Below are 21758 nucleotides of genomic sequence, written 5' to 3'. Positions count from 1 at the left end.
CAACAATGGAGACAAACGCCACCGGCATCACGCGGATACCGGCGGCGTTCGCAGGAGAGACGCTGGAAATCAGTTCCCTTCGAGGAACGACTTCAGCTTGTCGGAACGGCTCGGGTGACGCAGCTTGCGCAGCGCCTTGGCCTCGATCTGACGGATCCGTTCACGCGTGACGTCGAACTGCTTGCCGACTTCCTCGAGCGTGTGATCGGTGCTCATCTCGATACCGAAGCGCATCCGCAGCACCTTCGCCTCGCGCGGCGTCAGCGAATCGAGCACGTCCTTCACGACGTCGCGCATGCTCGCATGCAGCGCGGCATCCGCCGGCGCGACCGTGTTGGTGTCCTCGATGAAGTCGCCGAGATGGGAATCGTCGTCGTCACCGATCGGCGTTTCCATCGAGATCGGCTCCTTCGCGATCTTCATGATCTTGCGGATCTTGTCTTCCGGCATCTCCATCTTCTCGGCGAGCGTTGCCGGATCCGGCTCGAGACCGGTTTCCTGCAGGATCTGCCGCGAGATGCGGTTCATCTTGTTGATCGTTTCGATCATGTGAACCGGAATACGGATCGTGCGCGCCTGGTCCGCGATCGAGCGCGTGATGGCCTGGCGGATCCACCACGTCGCATAGGTCGAGAACTTGTAGCCGCGACGGTATTCGAACTTGTCCACCGCCTTCATCAGGCCGATGTTGCCTTCCTGGATCAGGTCGAGGAACTGCAGGCCGCGGTTCGTGTACTTCTTCGCGATCGAGATCACGAGACGCAGGTTGGCCTCGGTCATTTCACGCTTCGCCTGGCGCGCCTTCAGTTCGCCGGCCGCCATCTGGCGGTTGGTTTCCTTCAGGTCCTTCAGCGGCAGCACGACACGCGCCTGCAGGTCGAGCAGGCGCTGCTGCTGTTCGCGAATCGCCGGAATGTTACGCGACAGCACCGCGCTGTACGAATGGCCTTCGGCCATGATCTTCTCGGCCCAGTCGAGGTCGGTTTCGCTGCCCGGGAAGCGCGCGATGAATTCCGAACGCGGCATGCCGCACTTGTCGACGACGATGTGCAGGATCTGGCGTTCGACCTGACGCACTTCGTCCACCTGCGCACGCAGCGTGTCGCACAGGCGTTCGACGGTACGCGCGGTGAAGCGGATCGTCATCAGTTCGGTCTGGATCGTTTCCTGCGCCTTCAGGTACGCCTTCGACTTGTAGCCTTCCTTTTCGAACGCGCGGCGCATCTTGTCGAACCACTCGCTGATCTGCGAGAACTTCTCGAGCGACGCACGCTTGAGGGCTTCGAGCTGGGCGGCGTTGGCCGATGCCTGTGCGGCACCGTCATCTTCCTCCTCTTCCTCTTCTTCCTCTTCCTCTTCGGCTTCCTCGTCCTCGTTCTCGATGGCTTCCGCTTCCTTCGCGGAGAAGCCGTCCGTATCGGCGGCGTCCGCAGCATTCGGATCGAGCAGGCCGTCGACGAGCTCGTCGACGCGGATCTCTTCGTTCGCGACGCGTTCGGCCATCGCGAGGATGTCGGCGATCGTCGTCGGGCACGCGGAGATGGCCATCACCATGTGGCGCAGGCCGTCCTCGATCCGCTTCGCGATCTCGATTTCGCCTTCACGCGTGAGCAGCTCGACCGTGCCCATTTCGCGCATGTACATCCGGACCGGATCGGTCGTGCGGCCGAATTCCGAATCGACGGTGGACAGCGCGACTTCCGCTTCCTCTTCGACTTCATCGTCCGACGACGCGGCGGGCGCGTTGTCGTTCAGGAGCAGCGTTTCCGCGTCCGGCGCCTGCTCGTAGACCGCCACGCCCATGTCGTTGAACGTGCCGATGATGCCTTCGAGGGCTTCGGTCTCGGTGAAGTTGTCCGGCAGGTGGTCGTTGATTTCGGCGTACGTGAGGAAGCCGCGCTCCTTGCCGAGCTTGATCAGCGCGCGCAGTTTCACGCGGCGCTCTTCGAGCTCCTCGGCCGTACCCGGCGTGCTCGTCGCGAACGCTTCCTTCAGCAGCGCCTTTTCCTTGGCGCGACGGTCGCGCACCTTGGATTTGCCCGGTGCAGCCGCTGCTGCTGCGGGCTGCTCGTCGCTCTGATTTGCGTCGTCTTCGACGGATACTTCGTTCAGCTTTTTGGTCATGGAGTTCGCCGTACCGGCTATATCGACTCGCGGCTGCTGGACGACAGCCGGTTGAACCGTGGGTGCATGAGTAGTACGTACTGCCGTTTCGTCCGCGGCGGCAGTCGTGTCCCTTGCGCTTTTCGCACTTGCCCGCTTCGCCGCCGGCTTGGCCGGCCCGGAGTCGGGTCTGGCGGCAGCCCGTGTTCTGGCTGCCGGCGCCGGCGCAGCCTGAGCAGTGCCGGCCGCGGTTTTTTTTCCTGCTGGGGCTGACGTGGCTGAAGACGTTGTCCTGGTGGAAGAAGCAGACTTGGCCGCTGTGACCTTCTTGGTCGGCTCCGTCGAGCCCTTGCCTGTTGCTTTCTTTCCGCCTGTCGTCTTTGCCATCGCGATTCTCGCCTTTGCTTGGAAAACAAACCGCTGGAAACCTTATATTATAGCACGCTGGGGAACCCTCTCTAAGCTCCCCGGCCGCCTACAGCCCGAGCCGACGCTTCATGTCGGTTCGCTGCTGGTTCAATTCCGTCAATTCGGCCAATTCCTCGGGTGTGAAGGTGGATTGCCGCGCCAGCCTGTCGAGCCGGTCACAGCAAGCGTCGTAACGCATCTTGAGCACCGCGGCCTGCAACTCCTCCCCCGCGATCCGTTCCTGCTCACGCTGCCGCTCGGGCACCGTCTCGTCTTCCGGATTCTGTAACAGCAAATCGCGGACGTTTTCATCATAGTCCAGAATTTCGCGGAAGATTTCCTCGTAAGTCGCTCCATTCGAGGACGTCCGCAGGACATCGGAAAGCAGCCGGAACTCCGCGCCGTCGCCCAGCGCGCGGGCATGATCGACGACCTCCGCGAACAGTTCGCCGATGCGCGGCAACGCACGCAGGGTCGCAATCTGTTCATCGTCGAGCTGCGACGCGATGCGCGGATGCATCACCAGCGTGCGCAACGCACGCTTTTCACTGTCCGTCACGCGGCGCCGCTCGCTGCGTGCGGGCGCCTGGCGCGGCGGTGCCGCGATCCGCGTATCGACGTCGGACAACCCCGCGACCTCTTCGAACGGGATATCGAGGCGGCCGGCGAACATGTGCATGATCTGCGCGCGCAACGCGTTCGCGGGCAGCGCCTGCAGCATCGGCTTCGCGTCGAACAACGCCTTCGCGCGGCCTTCCGGCTGATCGAGCGCCTTGCCGGCAATTGCTTCGTTCAGCAGAAATTGCGACAGCGGCATCGCGCGCTCGACCTGTTCGGAGAACGCATCCGCGCCGAATTCGCGCACGTAGCTGTCCGGATCGTGCTCGGCCGGCAAAAACAGGAACCGGATCGTACGGTTGTCGCCGGCATGCGGCAGGCATGCCTCGAGCGCGCGCCGTGCCGCCCGCCGCCCGGCCGAATCGCCGTCGAAACTGAAAATGACCGTATCGGTCTGGCGCAGCAGCTTCTGCACGTGAATCGGCGTACACGCGGTGCCGAGTGTCGCGACCGCATTCGGGAACCCGAGCTGCGCGAGCGCGACGACGTCCATGTAGCCTTCGACGACCAGCACGTACTTGCGCTCGCGAATCGCGAGCCGCGCCTCGAACAGGCCGTACAGCTCGCTCCCCTTGTTGAACAACGGGGTTTCAGGCGAGTTCAGGTACTTCGGCTCGCCGCTGCCGAGCACGCGGCCGCCGAAGCCGATCACCTGCCCCTTCACATTGCGGATCGGGAACATGATCCGCTCGCGGAACCGGTCGTAGCGGCGCGCGACGCCCTGCGCATCGGTCTTCTCGCTGACGATCACGAGCCCCGACTCGACGAGCGACTCGTCGCGATAGTCGGGGAATGCGGCTTCGAGGTTCTGCCAGCCGTCCGGCGCATAGCCGAGCCCGAAGCGCGCGGCGATCTCGCCGGTCAGGCCCCGGTTTTTCAGGTACTGGATCGCGACGGTCGCGCCACGCAACTGCTTGCGGTAGTAGTCGCACGCGGCGGTCATTGCATCGGACAGCGCGGTCGCAACCGATTTCGACACCGGCGCCGGATAGTCGCCACCGCCACCGCCCCCACCGCCGCCACGCATCGACGGCTCGTGCGGTACGGTCAGGCCGACCGACTGCGCGAGCTCCTGCACGGCTTCCGGGAACGTGAGACCCGCGTGTTCCATCAGGAAGCCGATCGCCGTGCCGTGCGCGCCGCAGCCGAAGCAGTGATAGAACTGCTTGGTCGGGCTGACCGTAAACGACGGGCTTTTCTCGTTATGGAACGGGCACAGCCCCATGAAGTTGGCGCCGCCCTTCTTGAGCTGCACGTACCGGCCCACCACGTCGACGATATCGACGCGGTTCAGCAAATCCTGCAGGAACGAATGCGGAATCACCGTGGGATCGAGCGAAAAAAGACAATACGACACCCCGGCGCACGCACCGCGCGCGCCGGGGAGACAGGTGTTACTTCGAAAGCGCGGCCTTGACCAGTGCGGAAATGGCCGTCATGTCGGCACGGCCGGCGAGCTTGCCCTTCAGGACGCCCATCACCTTGCCCATGTCCTGCGGGCCCGCCGCGCCCGTCTGCGCGACCGCGGCCTGGACTTCGGCGGCCACCTCGGCCTCCGACAGCTGCTCGGGCATGTAGCCGCTCAGCACGACCAGTTCCGCCTGCTCCTTCGCGACGAGGTCGTCACGGCCGGCGGCCTGGAACTGGCTGATCGAATCCTTGCGCTGCTTGATCATCTTGTCGATCACGGCCGTGATGCCCGCGTCGTCGAGGGTGATCTGATCGTCGACTTCGCGCTGCTTGATCGCGGCCATCAGCAGGCGAATCGTTGCCAGGCGCTCGCTTTCCTTCGCGCGCATCGCGGCCTTCATGTCTTCGCTGATCTGCTCTTTCAAACTCATCTTTCACCCGGGAAGGAAACGTGAATCCGACGCCCGCCATACGGGCGTCAACACAAAAACCCGCTTGGGACTGTGTCTCAAGCGGGTTGCTCGAATCCGGCATCGGCGGCTCGACTGATCGGTCGCACGATCATGCTCGATCTTCCGCGATCGCCCGATCGCGCGGAGTCGCCGGTGCGCCGCTCAGCGAACCGCGCGGCGCCCAATCGTTCAGTACAGCTTCTTCGGCAGCGTCTGGCTGCGGATACGCTTGTAATGACGCTTCACCGCTGCCGCCTTCTTGCGCTTGCGCTCCGCGGTCGGCTTCTCGTAAAACTCGCGCGCGCGAAGTTCGGTCAACAACCCGTTCTTCTCGATCGTGCGCTTGAAGCGACGCATTGCAACTTCGAACGGCTCGTTCTCTTTAACGCGAATGATCGTCATGATCCGACACGAATAAAGGTTTGCAGGGAAAGACTACCGAGTATAGCAGAGCGATTGCCCAAAGGCACGGGGCCTGGTCCCGCCAAAACGGCGTCGGCCCGGCATGTCAGGCGCCACGCGAATACTCCGCGGCAGCCTGCCCGGCCGCCGTGCCGGACGCCCACGCCCACTGGAAGTTGTAGCCGCCGAGCCAGCCCGTCACGTCCACCGCCTCGCCGACGAAGAACAGCCCCGGCACACGCGCGCTCATCATCGTTGCCGACGACAGGTCGCGCGTATCGACCCCGCCCTTCGTCACTTCGGCTTTCTTGTAGCCCTCGGTGCCGTTCGGCGTCAGCGTCCAGCCGGACAGCGCGTCGCCGATCTGGCGCAGCGTCTTGTCGGGCAGGTCCGCGAGCCGCGCGTCGGCCGCGACGCGATGTGTGTCGAGCCACGCATGCGCGAGGCGCGACGGCACCCAGTCCGCGAGCAGCGAGCCGATCTGGCGCTTCGACGTGCGCTTCGCGTCGAGCAGGTCGGCCACCGTATCACGTTGCGGCAACAGGTCGACGCGGATCGGGTCGCCCGGCTGCCAGTAACTCGAAATCTGCAGGATCCCTGGCCCGGACAGGCCGCGATGGGTCAGCAACAGGTCCTCGACGAATTCTCCGCCGCGCTTCCTGTCGCCGGTCGAAACGCGCACTTCGAGCGATACACCGGACAACGCCGCGAACGGCTCCCAGTCCTGCTGCGCGAACGTCAGCGGCACGAGCGCGGGCCGCGTGTCGATCAGCTTGTGGCCGAACTGCTTGGCGAGCCGGTAACCGAAGTCGGTCGCGCCGATTTTCGGAATCGACAGGCCGCCGGTCGCGATGATCAGTGCGCGCGCGCCGATCGTCCCCGCCTGCTGCGTGTCGAGCGCGAAACCGTCGGCCGGCGCGTGGCGCACCGCGTCGACGACGACGGGCCTGCGCCACGCGATGCCGCCCGCGTCGCACTCGTGCTTAAGCACGTCGATGATCGCGTCGCTGCCGTGGTCGCAAAAGAGCTGGCCCTTGTGCTTTTCGTGCCAGGTCACATGATGGCGCTTGAGCAGCCCGAGGAAGTCGCGCGGCGTATAGCGCGCCAGCGCCGAGCGCGCGAAATGCGGATTCGCCGACAGATAGTTGTCGGGGCCCGCGTAAAGATTCGTGAAGTTGCAGCGGCCGCCGCCCGAGATGCGGATCTTCTCGGCGAGCCGCGGCGCGTGGTCGATCAGCACGACGCGGCGGCCGAGCTGCCCGGCAACCGCGGCGCTCATCATCCCGGCGGCGCCCGCGCCGATCACGGCGATGTCATAAGTTTCCATGGCGCGGATTGTACCCGCCCGGCCTCCGGCCCGGGCTGCCTGCGGCGGCGACCTGCCCCCGCCTGCTATAATTTCCGGTTACGTTGACCTTCCTGCGGCGCGCTCGATACGGCGCGCCCTGCCCGCACCCATGCTCGTTCTCGGCATCGAAAGCTCCTGTGACGAAACCGGCCTCGCGCTCTACGACACGCAGCGCGGCCTGCTCGCGCACGCGCTCCATTCGCAGATCGCGATGCACCGCGAGTACGGCGGCGTCGTGCCCGAGCTCGCGTCGCGCGACCACATCCGCCGCGCGCTGCCGCTGCTCGAGGAAGTGATGGCGCAAAGCGGCACGCGCCGCGACGACATCGACGCGATCGCATTCACCCAGGGCCCCGGCCTCGCCGGCGCGCTGCTGGTCGGCGCGAGCATCGCGAATGCGCTCGCGCTTGCCTGGAACAAGCCGACCGTCGGCATCCATCACCTCGAAGGCCACCTGCTGTCGCCGCTGCTCGTCGACGAGCCACCGCCGTTCCCGTTCGTCGCCCTGCTGGTGTCCGGCGGCCACACGCAACTGATGCGCGTGACCGACGTCGGCGTGTACGAGACGCTCGGCGAAACGCTCGACGACGCGGCCGGCGAAGCATTCGACAAGACGGCCAAGCTGATCGGCCTCGGCTACCCGGGCGGCCCGGAAGTCTCGAAGCTCGCCGAAACCGGCACGCCGGGTGCGGTCGTGCTGCCGCGCCCGATGCTGCATTCGGGCGATCTCGACTTCAGCTTCAGCGGCCTGAAGACGGCCGTGCTCACGCAGATGAAGAAGTTCGAAGCGGCGAAGCTGGAGGGCGTTGCGCTCGAACGCGCGAAGGCCGACCTCGCGCGCGGCTTCGTCGACGCGGCCGTCGACGTGCTCGTCGCGAAGTCGCTCGCCGCGCTGAAGAAAACGAAGCTCAAGCGCCTCGTGGTCGCGGGCGGTGTCGGCGCGAACCGCCAGTTGCGCGCCGCGCTGTCGGCCGCCGCGACCAAGCGCGGTTTCGACGTGCACTACCCCGACCTCGCGCTCTGCACCGACAACGGCGCGATGATCGCGCTCGCGGGCGCATTGCGGCTCGGCCGCTGGCCCGAGCAGGCGAATGCCGACTACGCCTTCACGGTGAAGCCGCGCTGGGATCTCGCGTCGCTCGCACGCTGAGCGACGCCCCGCGACACAACGCCACACCGACAAACGAAAAGGCCGCTCATACGAGCGGCCTTTTTCATCGGCGCGGCAAAACGACGCAGCGTTATGCAGCCTGCCGCTTGTCGCGCTCGATCAATGCATACGCGCTGTGATTGTGGATCGACTCGAAGTTCTCGGCTTCGAGCACATACGCGACCACGCGCTCGTCCGCGTCGAGACGCTGCGCGACGTCGCGCACGAGATCCTCGACGAACTTCGGGTTCTCGTATGCGCGCTCGGTGACGAACTTCTCGTCCGGACGCTTCAACAGGCCCCACAGCTCGCACGACGCCTCTTCCTCCGCGATGCGGATCAGCGCCTCGACCGGCAGGTCGGCCGCGAGTTCCGCGTCGATCGTCACGTGCGAGCGCTGGTTGTGCGCGCCGTATTGCGAGATCTTCTTCGAGCACGGGCACAGGCTCGTCACCGGCACGAGCACCTTGAGGAACAGGCGCGTGTCGCCGTTGCGGCTTTCGCCCGCGAGCGTCACTTCATAGTCGAGCAGGCTCTGCACGCCCGACACTGGCGCCGTCTTGTTCACGAAGTACGGGAACGTGACCTCGATGCGGCCCGCCTCGGCTTCCAGCTTCTCGAGCATCGACGCGAGCATCGCGCGAAAACGCTCGACCGTCAGCGGTGCGCGATTCTCTTCGAGCAGCGCGACGAAGCGCGACATGTGCGTACCCTTCTGGTCGGCCGGCAGGCGGACGTCGAGATTCCAGACGCCGACGGTCGGCTGCACGTCGCCGCCTTCGGTACACACCGTCAACGGATGCCGGACCGCCTTCACGCCCACGCGCTGAATCGGAATCTGGCGGGTATCCACCGTGCTCTGCACGTCGGGCATCACGAAGGCGGGATTCATCTGGTTCATCTTGTTCAATCCTTGTAAGCCGCGCGTTCGATGACGCGCACGCCGCGTCATGCGGCAGCCGGAAAAGCAACATGGGCCCGCAGGCCCATGTTTTCCGCATCAATGAAGACCGGTCGCGCCAGTCGCACCGGCACCGCCCGCGGGCGGCGCCAGCTTATGCGACGCGCTTCGCCTGACCGGCGACATCGGCCGCCGGATTCAGAAAGCGTTCGCGAATCGATTTCGCGATACCCGCGCCGTCGAGGCCGCATTGCGACAGCAGCTTCGCGGGGTCGCCGTGATCGATGAACAGGTCAGGGAGGCCCAATTGTAGTACGGGTCGGATAACCCCACTCTCCATCAGGGCTTCCACGCAGGCCGAGCCCGCGCCGCCCATCACGCAGCCTTCCTCGACCGTGACGAGGTAGTCGTGCGTCTCGGCGAGTTCACGCACGAGCGCAGCGTCGACCGGCTTCACGAAGCGCATGTTCGCGACGGTTGCATCGAGTTCCTCGGCGGCGGCAAGCGACGGTGCGACCATCGTGCCGAACGCGAGGATCGCGACGCGCTTGCCTTCCGGCTGCGACGTGTGGCGACGCACCTCACCCTTGCCGAGCGGGATCTCGGTGAACTCCTTCACCGTCGCCACGCCCGTGCCCGCGCCGCGCGGATAACGCACCGCGGTCGGGTTCGGCTGTTGCAGCGCCGTGTGCAGCATCTGGCGGCATTCGTTCTCGTCGGATGCGGCCATGATCGTCATGTTCGGAATGCAGCGCATGAACGCGAGATCGTACGCGCCCGCATGCGTCGCGCCGTCCGCGCCGACGAGGCCCGCGCGGTCGATCGCGAACACGACCGGCAGGTTCTGCAGCGCGACGTCGTGGATCAGCTGATCGTACGCACGTTGCAGGAACGTCGAGTAGATCGCGACGACCGGCTTGAGCCCTTCGGTCGCGAGGCCGCCAGCGAACGTCACCGCGTGCTGCTCGGCGATGCCGACGTCGTAGTAGCGATCCTTGAAGCGCTTCTCGAACTCGACCATGCCCGAGCCTTCGCGCATCGCGGGCGTGATGCCGACGACGCGCGTGTCGCGCTCGGCTTCATCGCACAGCCACTCGCCGAACACCTGCGTGTACGTCTTCTTCGCGGGCGTGGCGGACGGCTTGATGCCTTCGGCCGGATTGAACTTGCCCGGGCCGTGGTAGAGCACGGGATCGGCTTCGGCGAGCTTGTAGCCCTGGCCTTTCTTCGTCACCACGTGCAGGAACTGCGGGCCGCGCAATTCGCGGATGTTCTGCAGCGTCGGGATCAGCGAATCGAGATCGTGACCGTCGATCGGGCCGATGTAGTTGAAGCCGAACTCTTCGAACAGCGTGGCCGGCACGACCATGCCCTTCGCGTGCTCCTCGAGCTTGCGTGCGAGTTCGAGCACCGGCGGTGCAACGCTCAGCACGCGCTCGACGCCCGCGCGCGCAGCCGCGTAGAAGCGGCCCGACATCAGGCGTGCGAGATGGCGATTCAGCGCACCGACCGGCGGCGAGATCGACATGTCGTTATCGTTGAGGATCACGAGCACTTTCGCGTCTTCCGACACGCCCGCGTTGTTCATCGCCTCGAACGCCATGCCGGCGGTCATCGCGCCGTCGCCGATCACGGCGATCGAGAAGCGGTCGTCGCCGTTCAGCTGGCTGCCGATCGCCATGCCGAGCGCGGCCGAGATCGACGTGCTCGAGTGCGCGGTGCCGAACGTGTCGTATTCCGACTCCGAACGGCGCGGGAAACCCGAGATGCCGTCCTGCTGACGCAGCGAATGCATCTGGTCGCGACGCCCCGTCAGGATCTTGTGCGGGTAGGTCTGGTGCCCCACGTCCCAGACGATGCGATCGTTCGGCGTGTTGAACACGTAGTGCAACGCGATCGTCAGCTCGACCGTCCCGAGGTTGGACGACAAATGGCCGCCCGTCTTCGACACACTGTCGAGCACGAACGCGCGCAGTTCATCCGCGAGCGGTTGAAGTTGGCGACGATCGAGGCGGCGCAAGTCCGCCGGGTCGTCGATGGTTTTCAGCAAGTCGTACATCGTCGTTCCATTGTAGGAAATCAAACGCGCCCGCATTCTGTTGCACGCACCGTAGCATGTGCGCGGCGGCGGGCTTTCGCGTCAGCTGACCCGGTTCACTACCAGGTCGGCAAGTTCGGCGAGACGCTGAGCGCGTGCGCCGAACGGTTTCAGCGCGTCGTGCGCTTCGGCGCGCAGCTGTGCTGCGAGCTCGCGCGACGCCTCGAGGCCGAGGATCGATACATAGGTCGGCTTGTCGTTCGCCGCATCCTTGCCGGCCGTCTTGCCGAGCGTCGCCGAATCGGTCGTGACGTCGAGAATGTCGTCGACGACCTGGAAGGCCAGACCCACGGCCCCTGCGTACACATCGAGCGCCGCCATCGTTTCCGCCGACGGCGTCTCGCCGGCCAGCGCGCCCATCCGCACGGCCGCGCGCAGCAGTGCGCCCGTCTTCATCCGGTGCATCGTCTCGAGCTGCTCGCGCGTCAGCTTGAGGCCGACGCTCGCCAGGTCGATCGCCTGCCCGCCGGCCATGCCGATCGAGCCGCTCGCCAGCGCGAGCTCGCGCACGAGCGCGGCCTGCTGCACCGGCGACAGCGCAGCGGCGTCGGTCAGCGCGACGAACGCCTGCGACTGCAGCGCGTCGCCGACCAGCAGTGCCGTCGGCTCGTCGTACTGCACGTGCACGGTCGGCTTGCCGCGACGCAGTGCGTCGTCGTCCATGCACGGCATGTCGTCGTGCACGAGCGAGTAGACATGGATCATCTCCAGTGCCGCCGCCGCCGCATTGCGCGCCGCTTCCGTCGCGCCGGTCAGTTCGCCTGCTGCATGGCACAGCAGCGGGCGAACGCGTTTGCCGCCGCCGAGGACCGCGTAGCGCATCGCCTCGTGGAGTTTCACCGGCACCGCGGTTTCAGCGGGCAAATAGTGGCCGAGTGCGTCCTCGACACGGTCAAGCACGGACCGCATCCATTGTTCGAATGTCATAGATCGTCGTCTTCGCCGTCCGTGGCGGCCGTTCCGGACGAAAGCGGCTTCAGCGTCGCGCCGTCGAGCACGCGAACCTGCTGTTCCACCTTCTCAAGCTGCTGTTGGCAAAACGCAACGAGGGTCGCACCGCGGCGATATGCCGTCAGTGAATCCTCGAGGCTCAACGCGCCGCCTTCCATCCGGGCAACCAGCGTCTCGAGCTCCGCGAGCGCCATCTCATAATTGTCCGGCAACGGTTCGGTGCCATTGCCGGGCGGCGTGGCGCCTGGGGATGCGGTTTTCGCCATGGACGAGGGTGTCAAATTTCAAAACAAGTCGGACATTCTACGGCAAAAGAGAATTTTCCGACCTGCCGTCTTGGGCACCCGCTACATATTCCGGCCCCACCTTCGACGCACATTGTGCGCCTTCCGATTGCCGCCCGACAAAAAATTGACACAAATCAGGCACTTAATCCTAGCCTTGCGAGGCGAACCGGGTATAATTGCCCGTTTCCCTAAATCGATTTTTCGATGGTTGGGTTGTTCACTGCTTTCACGCTAACACCGGGAGTGGGAATGTCCAATCTGAGCGATGCGCTTCAGTTGAAGTCGGCCCACAGCCAGCTTCCAGTCACTGCATACTTCGATGAGGCGCTACTCGAGCGCGAGATCGAAACCCTCTTCAAGAAAGGACCTCGTTACGTCGGGCACGAGTTGATGGTGCCCGAGGCGGGGGATTATTTTGCGCTGCCGTCCGAGAAGGAAGGTCGCGTGCTGGTTCGCAACCCCGCGAACCAGATCGAACTGCTGTCGAACGTCTGCCGCCACCGGCAGGCGATCATGCTCAACGGGCGTGGCCACACGCAGAACATCGTGTGCCCGCTGCACCGCTGGACGTATGACCTGGAAGGCCAGCTGCTCGGCGCGCCGCACTTCCCCGACAAGCCGTGCCTGAACCTCGGCAAGAGCCCGCTGCAGAACTGGCAGGGGCTGCTGTTCGAAGCCGAAGGCCGAAATGTCGCGCGCGATCTCGCCGATCTCGGCACGAAGCATCACTTCGATTTCTCCGAGTACCACTTCGATCACGTCGAAGTGCACGAGTGCGATTACAACTGGAAGACGTTCATCGAGGTCTATCTCGAGGATTACCATGTCGTCCCGTTCCACCCGGGCCTCGGCAGCTTCGTGTCGTGCGACGATCTCAAGTGGGAGTTCGGCGACTGGTACAGCGTGCAGACGGTCGGCGTGCACAACGCACTCGCGAAACCGGGCAGCGCGACTTACCAGAAATGGCACGAGCAGGTGCTCAAGTTCCGCAACGGCGTGCCGCCGGAGTTCGGCGCGATCTGGATGGTCTACTACCCGGGCCTGATGATCGAGTGGTATCCGCACGTGCTCGTCGTGTCGTGGCTGATCCCGCAAGGCCCGCAAAAGACGACCAACATCGTCGAGTTCTATTACCCCGAGGAAATCGCGCTGTTCGAACGCGAATTCGTCGAGGCGGAACGCGCCGCCTATATGGAAACGGCCGTCGAGGACGACGAGATCGCGATGCGGATGGACGCAGGCCGCCGTGCGCTGATGGCACGCGGCGAGTCGCAGGTCGGCCCGTACCAGAGCCCGATGGAAGACGGCATGCAGCACTTCCACGAGTTCCTGCGCCGCCACCTCGGCGACATCTGACAGCCGGTGCGGCGCTTTGACGCCGCACGGCATCCGGCAGACGAAAAGACGGGCTTCGGCCCGTCTTTTTTTGTTTAGACTTGGAATGTCAGGCCATTCGCACTCCAGGGAGCCGTCATGCCACACACCCACTACACCACGCTCATTTCCGCCGCCAATCTCGCCGAGCGCCTGGCGGCGGCGCCCGGCAGCGTCGTACTGTTCGATTGCCGCTTCGATCTCGCCGATCCCGCCGCCGGCGAAGCCGCGTATGCGGCCGGCCATATCCCCGGCGCACAGTATCTTCATCTCGACCGCGACCTGTCGGGCCGCAAGACGGGCACCAACGGCCGCCATCCGCTGCCGACCCGCGACGCACTCGCCACGCTGCTCGCGAGCCGAGGCCTCAAGCAGGGCCAGCAAGTCGTCGCGTACGACGCGCAGGGCGGCGCCTATGCGGCGCGCCTGTGGTGGCTGCTGCGCTGGCTCGGCCACGATTCGGTCGCCGTGCTCGACGGCGGCCTGCAGGCCTGGGAAGCAGCCGGCCAGCCTCTGGCGACCGACGTGCCGCACCCGGCCGCCGGCGATTTCCGCGCGGCGGCGCCGCTCGAATCGACGGTCGACGCGGCAGCCGTGCTCGCCAACGTGAGCACACCCACGCGCGTCGTGATCGATGCGCGCGCACCCGACCGCTACCGCGGCGAAAACGAAACGATCGATCGTGTGGGCGGCCACATCCCCGGTGCGCGCAACCGCTTCTTCAAGGACAACCTCGCCGCGGACGGCCGCTTCAAGACCGGCCATGAACTGCGCGAAGCGTTTTCCGCGGTGCTGGCGGGCACCGAACCGAACCGCGTGATCCTGCAATGCGGCTCCGGCGTCACCGCCTGCCACAATGCGCTTGCACTGGAGGTGGCGGGCCTGCACGGCGCGTCGCTGTATCCGGGCTCGTGGAGCGAATGGAGCGCCGATCCGTCGCGACCGATCGCAACCGGCCCGACACCGTAAGCGCGGCCACAACGCAGCGGCGGCATGTGCCGCCGCTTGCCGTTTACATCACGCCGTACTTGTGGAACCACGCGATCGCGCGCTTCCAGCTCTCCTCCGCATCGGCCTTCACATAACTCGGCCGGTAATCGGCAAAGAACGCGTGGCCGGCATCCGGATACACGACGATCTCCGATTCGCGCGCGAGCTTCGAATCGCTCGCCTGGATCGCCTTGCGCATGTCGGCGAGCGATGCCTGCGTGATGTTCGCGTCCTTCTCGCCATAGAGCCCGAGCACGGGCACCTTCAGCAACGATGCATGATCGACCGGGTTGAACGGCGTCATCTCGTCGGTCTTGCCTTCGACGAACCCGTACCATGCAACGGCCGCACGCACGTGCGGGTTGTGCTCGGCATACAGCCAGCTCTGACGGCCGCCCCAGCAGAACCCGACCACGCCGAGACGTGACAGGTCGCCGCCGTTCTTGCCAGCCCACGCGACGGTCGCATCGAGATCCTCGGTCACCTGCCGGTCCGGTACCTTGCTGATGATGTGCTCGGACAGATCCTTGATCGTCGGATACTTCGCCGCATTGCCCTGCCGCACGAACAGGTCGGGCGCGATGGCGAGATAACCGAGCTTCGCGAAGCGGCGGCAGACGTCGGCGATGTGCGCGTGCACGCCGAAGATCTCGTGAATCACGATGACGACCGGCAGGTTCGTCTTGTCCTTCGGCTGCGCGCGATACGCGGGCACGCTCGCGTCTCCCGAGCGGATCTCGACAGTGTCGACGTCCAGCCCTTCGCTGTCGGTCGTGACCGTCTGCGCCGATACGGGCAGCACCGCCGCTGCGAAGGCACCGCCCAGCGCGGCCTGCATGAACTTGCGGCGCGAGAACGGAACGTGGGGAACCAGGCTGTCGACTTCGGGTTTCAACATGAATGCACTCCTCGATTGGGCGCCGACGTCACGATCGCGGATACGGCATGACGTGGCATCGCGCCGGCATGCGGCGCGGATGTCGCGGCGGTTGGCACCCCGCCGCAAACGGAAACCCGGACAAGATGCCCAATAATCCGTTGTCACGTCAACTGTCGGATATGTAAGACTCGATTACGGCGCGTTGCTTCGACACGTCGATCGCCGCGCAAAAACCGCAGGCGCCCCATCGAATCGCGATGCAACAAGCCGCATGTCGATCGCCGTCGCGCGATCGGATGGTGGCGAATTGAAACGGAAAACACGCGGTCGATGTTGCCCGCCACATGCCGGCACGGCAGCACGCAAAAAAACGACGGGCAGGGACGACGCACGACGTGCGCTCCCCGCCCGCTTCCCCCGCGAACGCGCGCTCAGTGCAACTTGACGCGCGGCAGCGTCGTGCGCCGCAGCCAGTGCGCAACCGTGTCGAGCATCATGCGCGGATAGCCGTGCAGCGCGGCGATGTGCATCCGGTACAGCGACATGTACATGAAGCGCGCGAACAGCCCTTCGATCAGCATGTTGCCGCCGATCAGCCCGCCCATCAGGTTGCCGACCGCGCTGAAGTGGCCGAGCGACACGAGCGAGCCGAGGTCGCGATAGGTGAATTCGGGCAGCGGGCGCCCGTCGAGCCGACAGCCGATTGCCTTCAGCAGGAAGCTCGCCTGCTGATGCGCAGCCTGCGCGCGCGGCGGCACGTTGCGCTCGTTGCCGGGCCATGCGCATGCCGCACAATCGCCTAGCGCGAACACGTTGTCGTCGGTAAAGGTCTGCAGCGTGCGGCGCACGTCAAGCTGGCCGAGCTTGTTGACCTGGAGGCCATCGAGATTGGCGAGCACGGACGGCGCCTTGATGCCCGCGGCCCAGACCGTCAGATCGGCGCGCACCGTCTTGCCGCTCGCCGTATGAACGGCGCCGGGCGCCACCTCGGTCACGCGCTCGGCAAGCATCAGCCGCACGCCGATCTTTTCGAGCAGTTCGGCCGTCGCCGACGACACGCGCTCCGGCAACGCCGGGAGAATTCGCGGCCCCGATTCGATCAGCACGATGCCGACGTCGTGCCGCGGGTCGAGCTTGTGCAGCCCGTAGGCCGACAACACCTGCGCGGTGTTGCGCAACTCGGCGGACAACTCGACGCCCGTCGCGCCGCCACCGACGATCACGACCTGGATGCGCGGCTCGGCCGCCTCGCCACGCGCGGTCGGCGCCGGCGCCTGATGTTCCGCACGCATGCACGCGGCGATCAGCCGCTTGCGGAAACGCTCGGCCTCGCCGACCGTATCGAGCGCGATCGCGTTTTCCGATGCGCCCTGCACGCCGAAGAAGTGGGTCGTGCTGCCGATCGCGATCACGAGCGTGTCGTATTCCAGCTCGCGCGCCGGCAGCAGTTCCTCGCCGTCGCTGTCGTTGATGGGTGACAGCGTCAGGCGTTTCGCCGCGCGGTCGAGCCCGGTCAGCTCGCCCTGCTGGAATTCGAAGCCATGCCAGCGCGCCTGCGCCGCATATTCGAGCTCCTGCGTAAACGGATCCATGCTGCCGGCCGCGACCTCATGCAGCAGCGGTTTCCAGATGTGGGTCGGATTGCGGTCGACGAGCGTGACAAGCGCACGCGCGGGACGATTGCCGCGCGCGCCGTAACGGTCGCCGAGCCGCGTCGCCAGTTCCAGGCCGCCCGCGCCTCCGCCTACGATGATGATCCGATGCATCTGTTCCCCCTTTGCGATTCGACACTGCTGCCGCCGGACAGCGCGAACGCGATGCATTCGCGCCACCCGTTGGATTAACCGGTTCGGACATCATCGATGTGCAGTTCGAAGCACTTCGATGCGACCGCCCCGGGAACGCGGGGTGCGCAAGCCCCCGTGTCCATGACATGCATTGTCCGGGAGCTTGCGCGTTGACCACAAGCAAACCATCTCGATATTCAGCATCCCTGCAACAATATGCCGCAGGAATCGGGAACCGCGTGGCGGTGCGTCAGTGTGCCTCTTCCCAGTTCGCGCCGGCCCCCACTTCGGCGACGAGCGGCACCTTGAGCTTCGCGACGCCGCACATCATTTCCGGGAGTTTCTCGCGCACCAGCGACAGTTCCTCGTCGGGCACCTCGAGCACCAGTTCATCGTGCACCTGCATGATCATCCGCGACGCGAGCTTGTCGCGCGTGAGCCAGTCGTCCACCGCGATCATCGACAGCTTGATCAGGTCGGCCGCCGTGCCCTGCATCGGCGCGTTGATTGCCGCGCGCTCGGCCGCCTGGCGGCGCGGGCCGTTGCCGCCGTTGATCTCGGGCAGCCACAGGCGGCGACCGAAAACGGTTTCGACGTAGCCCTTCTCCTTCGCCGCCGAGCGCGTGTCTTCCATGTACTGCGCGACGCCCGGATAACGGGCGAAATAGCGGTCGATATAGAGCTTCGCCGCATCGCGCGTAATGCCGAGGTTCGACGCGAGGCCGAACGCGCTCATCCCGTAGATGAGCCCGAAGTTGATCACCTTCGCGATCCGGCGCTGGTCGGAATTGACTTCCAGCGGCGTCACGCCGAACACCTCGGCGGCCGTCGCGCGGTGAATGTCCTCGCCCTGCGAGAACGCGCGCAGCAGCGACGCATCGCCCGAGATATGCGCCATGATCCGCAGTTCGATCTGCGAATAATCGGCCGACACGATCCGGTGGCCCGGCGACGCGATGAACGCCTCGCGGATCCGCCGGCCCTCGGCCGTGCGCACCGGAATGTTCTGAAGATTGGGGTCGTTCGACGCGAGACGGCCCGTGACCGCGACGGCCTGCGCGTAGTTCGTGTGCACGCGGCCCGTGGACGGGTTCACCATGCGCGGCAGCTTGTCGGTATAGGTCGACTTCAGCTTCGACAGCCCGCGATGCTCGAGCAGCAGCTTCGGCAGCGGGTAGTCCTCGGCCAGTTTCTGCAGCACTTCCTCGTCGGTCGACGGCGCGCCGCTCGGCGTCTTTTTCACGACCGGCAGCTGCAGCTTCTCGAAGAAGATCTGCCCGATCTGCTTCGGCGAGCCGAGATTGAATTCGCCGCCGGCCAGTTCGTACGCCTGCGCTTCGAGCTCGATCAGGCGCGTCGCGATTTCGGTGCTCTGCGCCTGCAGGCGCGCATCGTCGATCAGCACGCCCGTGCGTTCCATCTTGCGCAGCACGAGCGACACGGGCATTTCGATCTCGCGATACACGCGCTCGAGGCCCGGCTCGCGTGCAACCTGCGGATACAGCACGTGATGCAGCTGCAGCGTGATGTCCGCATCTTCGGCCGCGTATGCGGCGGCCTCCGCAAGCGCCACTTCGTCGAAACCGATCTGCTTCGCGCCCTTGCCGGCCACGTCTTCGTACTTGATCGTCTTGACGCCCAGATGGCGCAGCGCGAGGCTGTCCATGTCGTGCGTGCGGTGCGATTCGACGACGTACGATTCGAGCAGCGTGTCGTGCTCGATGCCGTTCAGTTCGATGTCGTAGTTCGCGAGCACCTGCGCGTCGTATTTCAGGTGCTGGCCGACCTTCTTGCGATCGGCCGATTCGAGCCACGGCTTCAGGCGCGCAAGCACCTCGTCGATCGGCAGTTGCTCGGGCATGTCGGGGCCGCGGTGTGCGACCGGCAGGTACGCGGCCTTGCCCGGCTCGACCGAAAACGACAGGCCGACGAGCCGCGCGAGCATCGGGTCGAGCGCAGTCGTCTCGGTGTCGAACGCGGTCAATGCGGCCGCATCGATCTTCGCGAACCACGCGTCGAACTGCTCCCAGGTCTGGATCGTGTCGTATTCGCGCACGATGTCGGCCGCCACCACCGGTGCAGGCTCGCCTTCCGGCGCATCGGCGCCGCCGCCTTCGGGCGGCGCGCTGTCGACTTCGCGCAGCCAGGTCTTGAAGCCGTAGCGTGCGAAGATGTCGCGCATCAGGTCGCGGGCTTCGCCGTCCGTCTTCAACGACGCTTCGATCGATTCGAGGTGCGGCGCGAGATCGCAGGCCGTCTCGACGGTCACGAGCTTGCGGCCGAGCGGCAGGAAGTCGAGCGCGCGACGCAGGTTGTCGCCGACCACGCCCTTGATGTCGCCCGCATGCTCGATCACGCCGTCGAGGCTGTCGTATTGGGCCAGCCATTTCACGGCCGTCTTCGGCCCGCACTTCTCGACGCCCGGCACGTTGTCGACGGTGTCGCCGATCAGCGCAAGGTAATCGATGATGCGCTCGGGCGGTACGCCGAACTTCGCGATCACGCCGTCGCGATCGAGCGTCTCGTTGGTCATCGTGTTGACGAGCGTGACGCGGTCGGTCACGAGCTGTGCGAGATCCTTGTCGCCCGTCGACACGATCACGTTCATCCCGTGCCGCTCGGCTTCGCGCGCGAGCGTGCCGATCACGTCGTCGGCCTCGACGCCTTCGACCATCAGCAGCGGCCAGCCGAGCGCACGCACGGCGCCGTGGATCGGCTCGACCTGCAACGCAAGATCGGGCGGCATCGACGGACGGTTTGCCTTATAGTCGGCATAAAGGTCGTCACGGAACGTCTTGCCCTTTGCATCGAACACGCAAGCGCTATACTCTGCACTGACTTCCTTGCGCATACGGCGCAGCATGTTGATGATTCCGTAGAGCGCTCCGGTCGGCTCCCCGCCAGGGCCACGCAAATCAGGCATCGCATGGTAAGCCCGATACAGATAGCTCGAACCGTCAACCAATAGCAGGGTCTTACCTTCCAGATTTCGTTCTTCAGGCATTATGAACAAGAGAAAAGTGATTCCGAGTCTGCGTTCACTCGCAGATCAAGAGCGCGCGACGGCCAAGAAGGCCCGCGCATCGTGGCAGATGTTCACGATTATGGCAGAGTTTATCGAGGCGACCGAGTACCTGTCGGAGATCCGCCCGGCCGTCAGCATCTACGGTTCTGCCCGCCTCAAACCCGACACGCCGCACTACAAGCTGGCCGCGCAGATCGCGCGCAAGCTGTCCGATGCAGGCTTCGCCGTGATCTCCGGCGGCGGCCCCGGCATCATGGAAGCCGCGAACAAGGGCGCGCACGCCGGCAAGGCACCGTCGGTCGGCCTGAACATCGAGCTGCCGCACGAACAGGCCGGCAACCACTACCAGGACATCTCGCTGCGCTTCCGTCACTTCTTCACGCGCAAGGTCACGTTCGTGAAGAATTCGGATGCGGTGATCGTGATGCCGGGCGGCTTCGGCACGCTCGACGAGCTGTCGGAAGTGCTCACGCTTATCCAGACGAAGAAGTCGCGCCTCGTGCCGATCATCCTCGTCGGCAGCGAGTTCTGGAAGGGGCTGCTGCAATGGTTCCGCGACCAGCTGATCCCGATGGGCCTCATCAATCCGGAAGACATGAACCTGATGCAGGTGATCGACGATCCCGACCAGGTGCTCGACGCCGTGCTCGCGTTCTACGAGGACAGCGGCGAGGAAGAAGGTTCGGACGACGATGGCCATCCGCCGCGCCCCGAAGAAGACCGGATGTTCTACCTGTAACCGGTCGATGAAGACCGCCGGCCCGAGGGCCGGCATCCCGCTTTCCGCGCGGCAGGCGTGGCGATCCCGCCACCTGCCGCGTGTCACTTTGTAACGCGCCATTAATCGCGCCTGGCGCGCCGTTCGCCGTCGAATGTCAAATTCGCGAGGCCGGTGCCGCGCGACGCGCGCAATCATCCGCAAACGCGGGCCGCCATTGTCAAATGACGCGACCCGGCGCCTGTACCCTGCCCCTGCCGGCCGCCAATCCGCCGTAACAAACCCGCCTCGCGTTTTCCGTCGCGCACCAGCACACTGCATGTGTCGGTGCGGCGTTTCCCCCGGTGGAACGATCCCCCCTCGCTTCCATCGCGTCGCGCCGGCCTTTCACAACGACATCACGGAAAAGAACATGCAACGCTCGCTGATCGCCCTTGCCTTCGCCGGCCTCGGCCTTTCGCTGTCCGGCCTCGCCCACGCCGTCAACGTCGACGTCAACATCGGCACGCCCGCACCGGTCGTCGTCGCGCCCGCGCCCGTCGTGGTCGCCCCGGCACCCGCGGTCATCGTCGGCTGGCACGGCGACCGCTACTGGGACGGCCACCGCTACTGGGAACGCCGCGAATGGGAAGATCACCAGCGTTATCGCGACCGCGAACACGGCCCGGATCGCCGCGGCTATCACTGCCCGCCGGGGCACGCGAAGAAGGGCGAGTGCTGAGCGACAACGCACTCGCCTGACCGGCAATGCCGCCCGTGCGCTTCAGCGCCGGGCGGCCTTGTCGCTTTCAGCGGCGCGTTCCGTGCCATCCCTGCCCCCTACCGACGATGCGAGCGGAAAGCCCGACTGCCGCGC

Annotated in this window: 17 protein-coding genes; 5 read left to right on the top strand and 12 right to left on the bottom strand. The window is 65.4% G+C overall.

Features of this window, described 5'->3' with window-relative positions; all coding sequences use genetic code 11:
* Positions 1-69: 69 nt before the first annotated feature.
* The 5 genes from rpoD to AB3K92_RS12445 form a co-directional block, all read right to left on the bottom strand.
* A complete protein-coding gene (rpoD, locus tag AB3K92_RS12465; RefSeq protein WP_081052572.1) occupies positions 70-2490 on the bottom strand; it encodes an RNA polymerase sigma factor RpoD in 2421 nt (806 codons plus the stop codon).
* An 88-nt stretch (positions 2491-2578) separates the two neighbouring features.
* The gene (dnaG, locus tag AB3K92_RS12460; RefSeq protein ID WP_369465184.1) at positions 2579-4453 is read right to left on the bottom strand and encodes a DNA primase; all 1875 of its coding nucleotides are present in this window, start codon (positions 4451-4453) and stop codon (positions 2579-2581) included.
* 70 nt (positions 4454-4523) lie between these two features.
* On the bottom strand, positions 4524-4970 hold the full coding sequence (locus AB3K92_RS12455; RefSeq protein ID WP_021160855.1) for a GatB/YqeY domain-containing protein: 447 nt from the start codon (positions 4968-4970) through the stop codon (positions 4524-4526).
* A 210-nt stretch (positions 4971-5180) separates the two neighbouring features.
* A complete protein-coding gene (rpsU, locus tag AB3K92_RS12450) occupies positions 5181-5393 on the bottom strand; it encodes a 30S ribosomal protein S21 (protein ID WP_006479415.1) in 213 nt (70 codons plus the stop codon).
* 106 nt (positions 5394-5499) lie between these two features.
* The gene (locus AB3K92_RS12445; protein WP_021160854.1) at positions 5500-6720 is read right to left on the bottom strand and encodes an NAD(P)/FAD-dependent oxidoreductase; all 1221 of its coding nucleotides are present in this window, start codon (positions 6718-6720) and stop codon (positions 5500-5502) included.
* Between the two features lie 130 nt (positions 6721-6850).
* On the opposite strand from AB3K92_RS12445, the gene tsaD reads away from it, so the two are divergent.
* Entirely contained in the window at positions 6851-7891 is a 1041-nt protein-coding gene (gene tsaD, locus AB3K92_RS12440; protein WP_042975834.1) for a tRNA (adenosine(37)-N6)-threonylcarbamoyltransferase complex transferase subunit TsaD, read from the top strand.
* Between the two features lie 91 nt (positions 7892-7982).
* Here the strand turns inward: tsaD and folE2 are convergent, their stop codons facing one another.
* The 4 genes from folE2 to AB3K92_RS12420 all read right to left on the bottom strand — a co-directional run bounded on the left by folE2 (position 7983) and on the right by AB3K92_RS12420 (position 12107).
* The gene (gene folE2 / locus AB3K92_RS12435) at positions 7983-8792 is read right to left on the bottom strand and encodes a GTP cyclohydrolase FolE2 (RefSeq protein ID WP_021160853.1); all 810 of its coding nucleotides are present in this window, start codon (positions 8790-8792) and stop codon (positions 7983-7985) included.
* A 154-nt stretch (positions 8793-8946) separates the two neighbouring features.
* Positions 8947-10851 (bottom strand): 1-deoxy-D-xylulose-5-phosphate synthase, encoded by a 1905-nt coding sequence (dxs, locus tag AB3K92_RS12430; protein WP_021160852.1) that lies wholly within the window; start codon positions 10849-10851, stop codon positions 8947-8949.
* 81 nt (positions 10852-10932) lie between these two features.
* Positions 10933-11817 (bottom strand): polyprenyl synthetase family protein, encoded by an 885-nt coding sequence (locus AB3K92_RS12425; RefSeq protein WP_042975833.1) that lies wholly within the window; start codon positions 11815-11817, stop codon positions 10933-10935.
* Positions 11814-12107: an exodeoxyribonuclease VII small subunit gene (locus AB3K92_RS12420; RefSeq protein WP_011355806.1), complete on the bottom strand. Its 294-nt coding sequence runs from the start codon at positions 12105-12107 to the stop codon at positions 11814-11816. The genes AB3K92_RS12425 and AB3K92_RS12420 overlap by 4 nt, the downstream gene beginning before the upstream one ends.
* Before the next feature lie 270 nt (positions 12108-12377).
* Here AB3K92_RS12420 and AB3K92_RS12415 point away from each other — a divergent pair, with 270 nt between their 5' ends.
* Together AB3K92_RS12415 and AB3K92_RS12410 are read left to right on the top strand one after the other, a co-directional pair.
* Positions 12378-13484: an aromatic ring-hydroxylating dioxygenase subunit alpha gene (locus AB3K92_RS12415; RefSeq protein WP_048022159.1), complete on the top strand. Its 1107-nt coding sequence runs from the start codon at positions 12378-12380 to the stop codon at positions 13482-13484.
* A gap of 117 nt (positions 13485-13601) precedes the next feature.
* The gene (locus AB3K92_RS12410) at positions 13602-14471 is read left to right on the top strand and encodes a sulfurtransferase (RefSeq protein ID WP_021160849.1); all 870 of its coding nucleotides are present in this window, start codon (positions 13602-13604) and stop codon (positions 14469-14471) included.
* Positions 14472-14514: 43 nt separating this feature from the next.
* On the opposite strand, the gene AB3K92_RS12405 is transcribed toward AB3K92_RS12410, so the two are convergent.
* The 3 genes from AB3K92_RS12405 to polA all read right to left on the bottom strand — a co-directional run bounded on the left by AB3K92_RS12405 (position 14515) and on the right by polA (position 20163).
* On the bottom strand, positions 14515-15390 hold the full coding sequence (locus AB3K92_RS12405) for a dienelactone hydrolase family protein (RefSeq protein ID WP_021160848.1): 876 nt from the start codon (positions 15388-15390) through the stop codon (positions 14515-14517).
* 413 nt (positions 15391-15803) lie between these two features.
* A complete protein-coding gene (locus tag AB3K92_RS12400; protein ID WP_369465183.1) occupies positions 15804-17138 on the bottom strand; it encodes an NAD(P)/FAD-dependent oxidoreductase in 1335 nt (444 codons plus the stop codon).
* 271 nt (positions 17139-17409) lie between these two features.
* Positions 17410-20163, bottom strand: coding sequence for a DNA polymerase I (polA, locus tag AB3K92_RS12395; RefSeq protein WP_048022161.1), 2754 nt, complete (start codon positions 20161-20163; stop codon positions 17410-17412).
* Position 20164: 1 nt separating this feature from the next.
* Here polA and AB3K92_RS12390 point away from each other — a divergent pair, with 1 nt between their 5' ends.
* Both AB3K92_RS12390 and AB3K92_RS12385 read left to right on the top strand, forming a co-directional pair.
* Entirely contained in the window at positions 20165-20923 is a 759-nt protein-coding gene (locus AB3K92_RS12390; protein ID WP_048022163.1) for a TIGR00730 family Rossman fold protein, read from the top strand.
* 391 nt (positions 20924-21314) lie between these two features.
* Positions 21315-21623, top strand: a complete 309-nt coding sequence (locus AB3K92_RS12385; protein ID WP_021160843.1) for a hypothetical protein — start codon at positions 21315-21317, stop codon at positions 21621-21623.
* The last annotated feature ends 135 nt before the right edge of the window (positions 21624-21758 follow it).

The organism is Burkholderia sp. Bmkn7 (assembly GCF_041103175.1).
Classification (GTDB): Bacteria; Pseudomonadota; Gammaproteobacteria; order Burkholderiales; family Burkholderiaceae; genus Burkholderia; species Burkholderia cepacia.
Note: the sequence above shows the minus strand (reverse complement) of the source record. Positions and strands in the feature narration are given on the sequence as shown.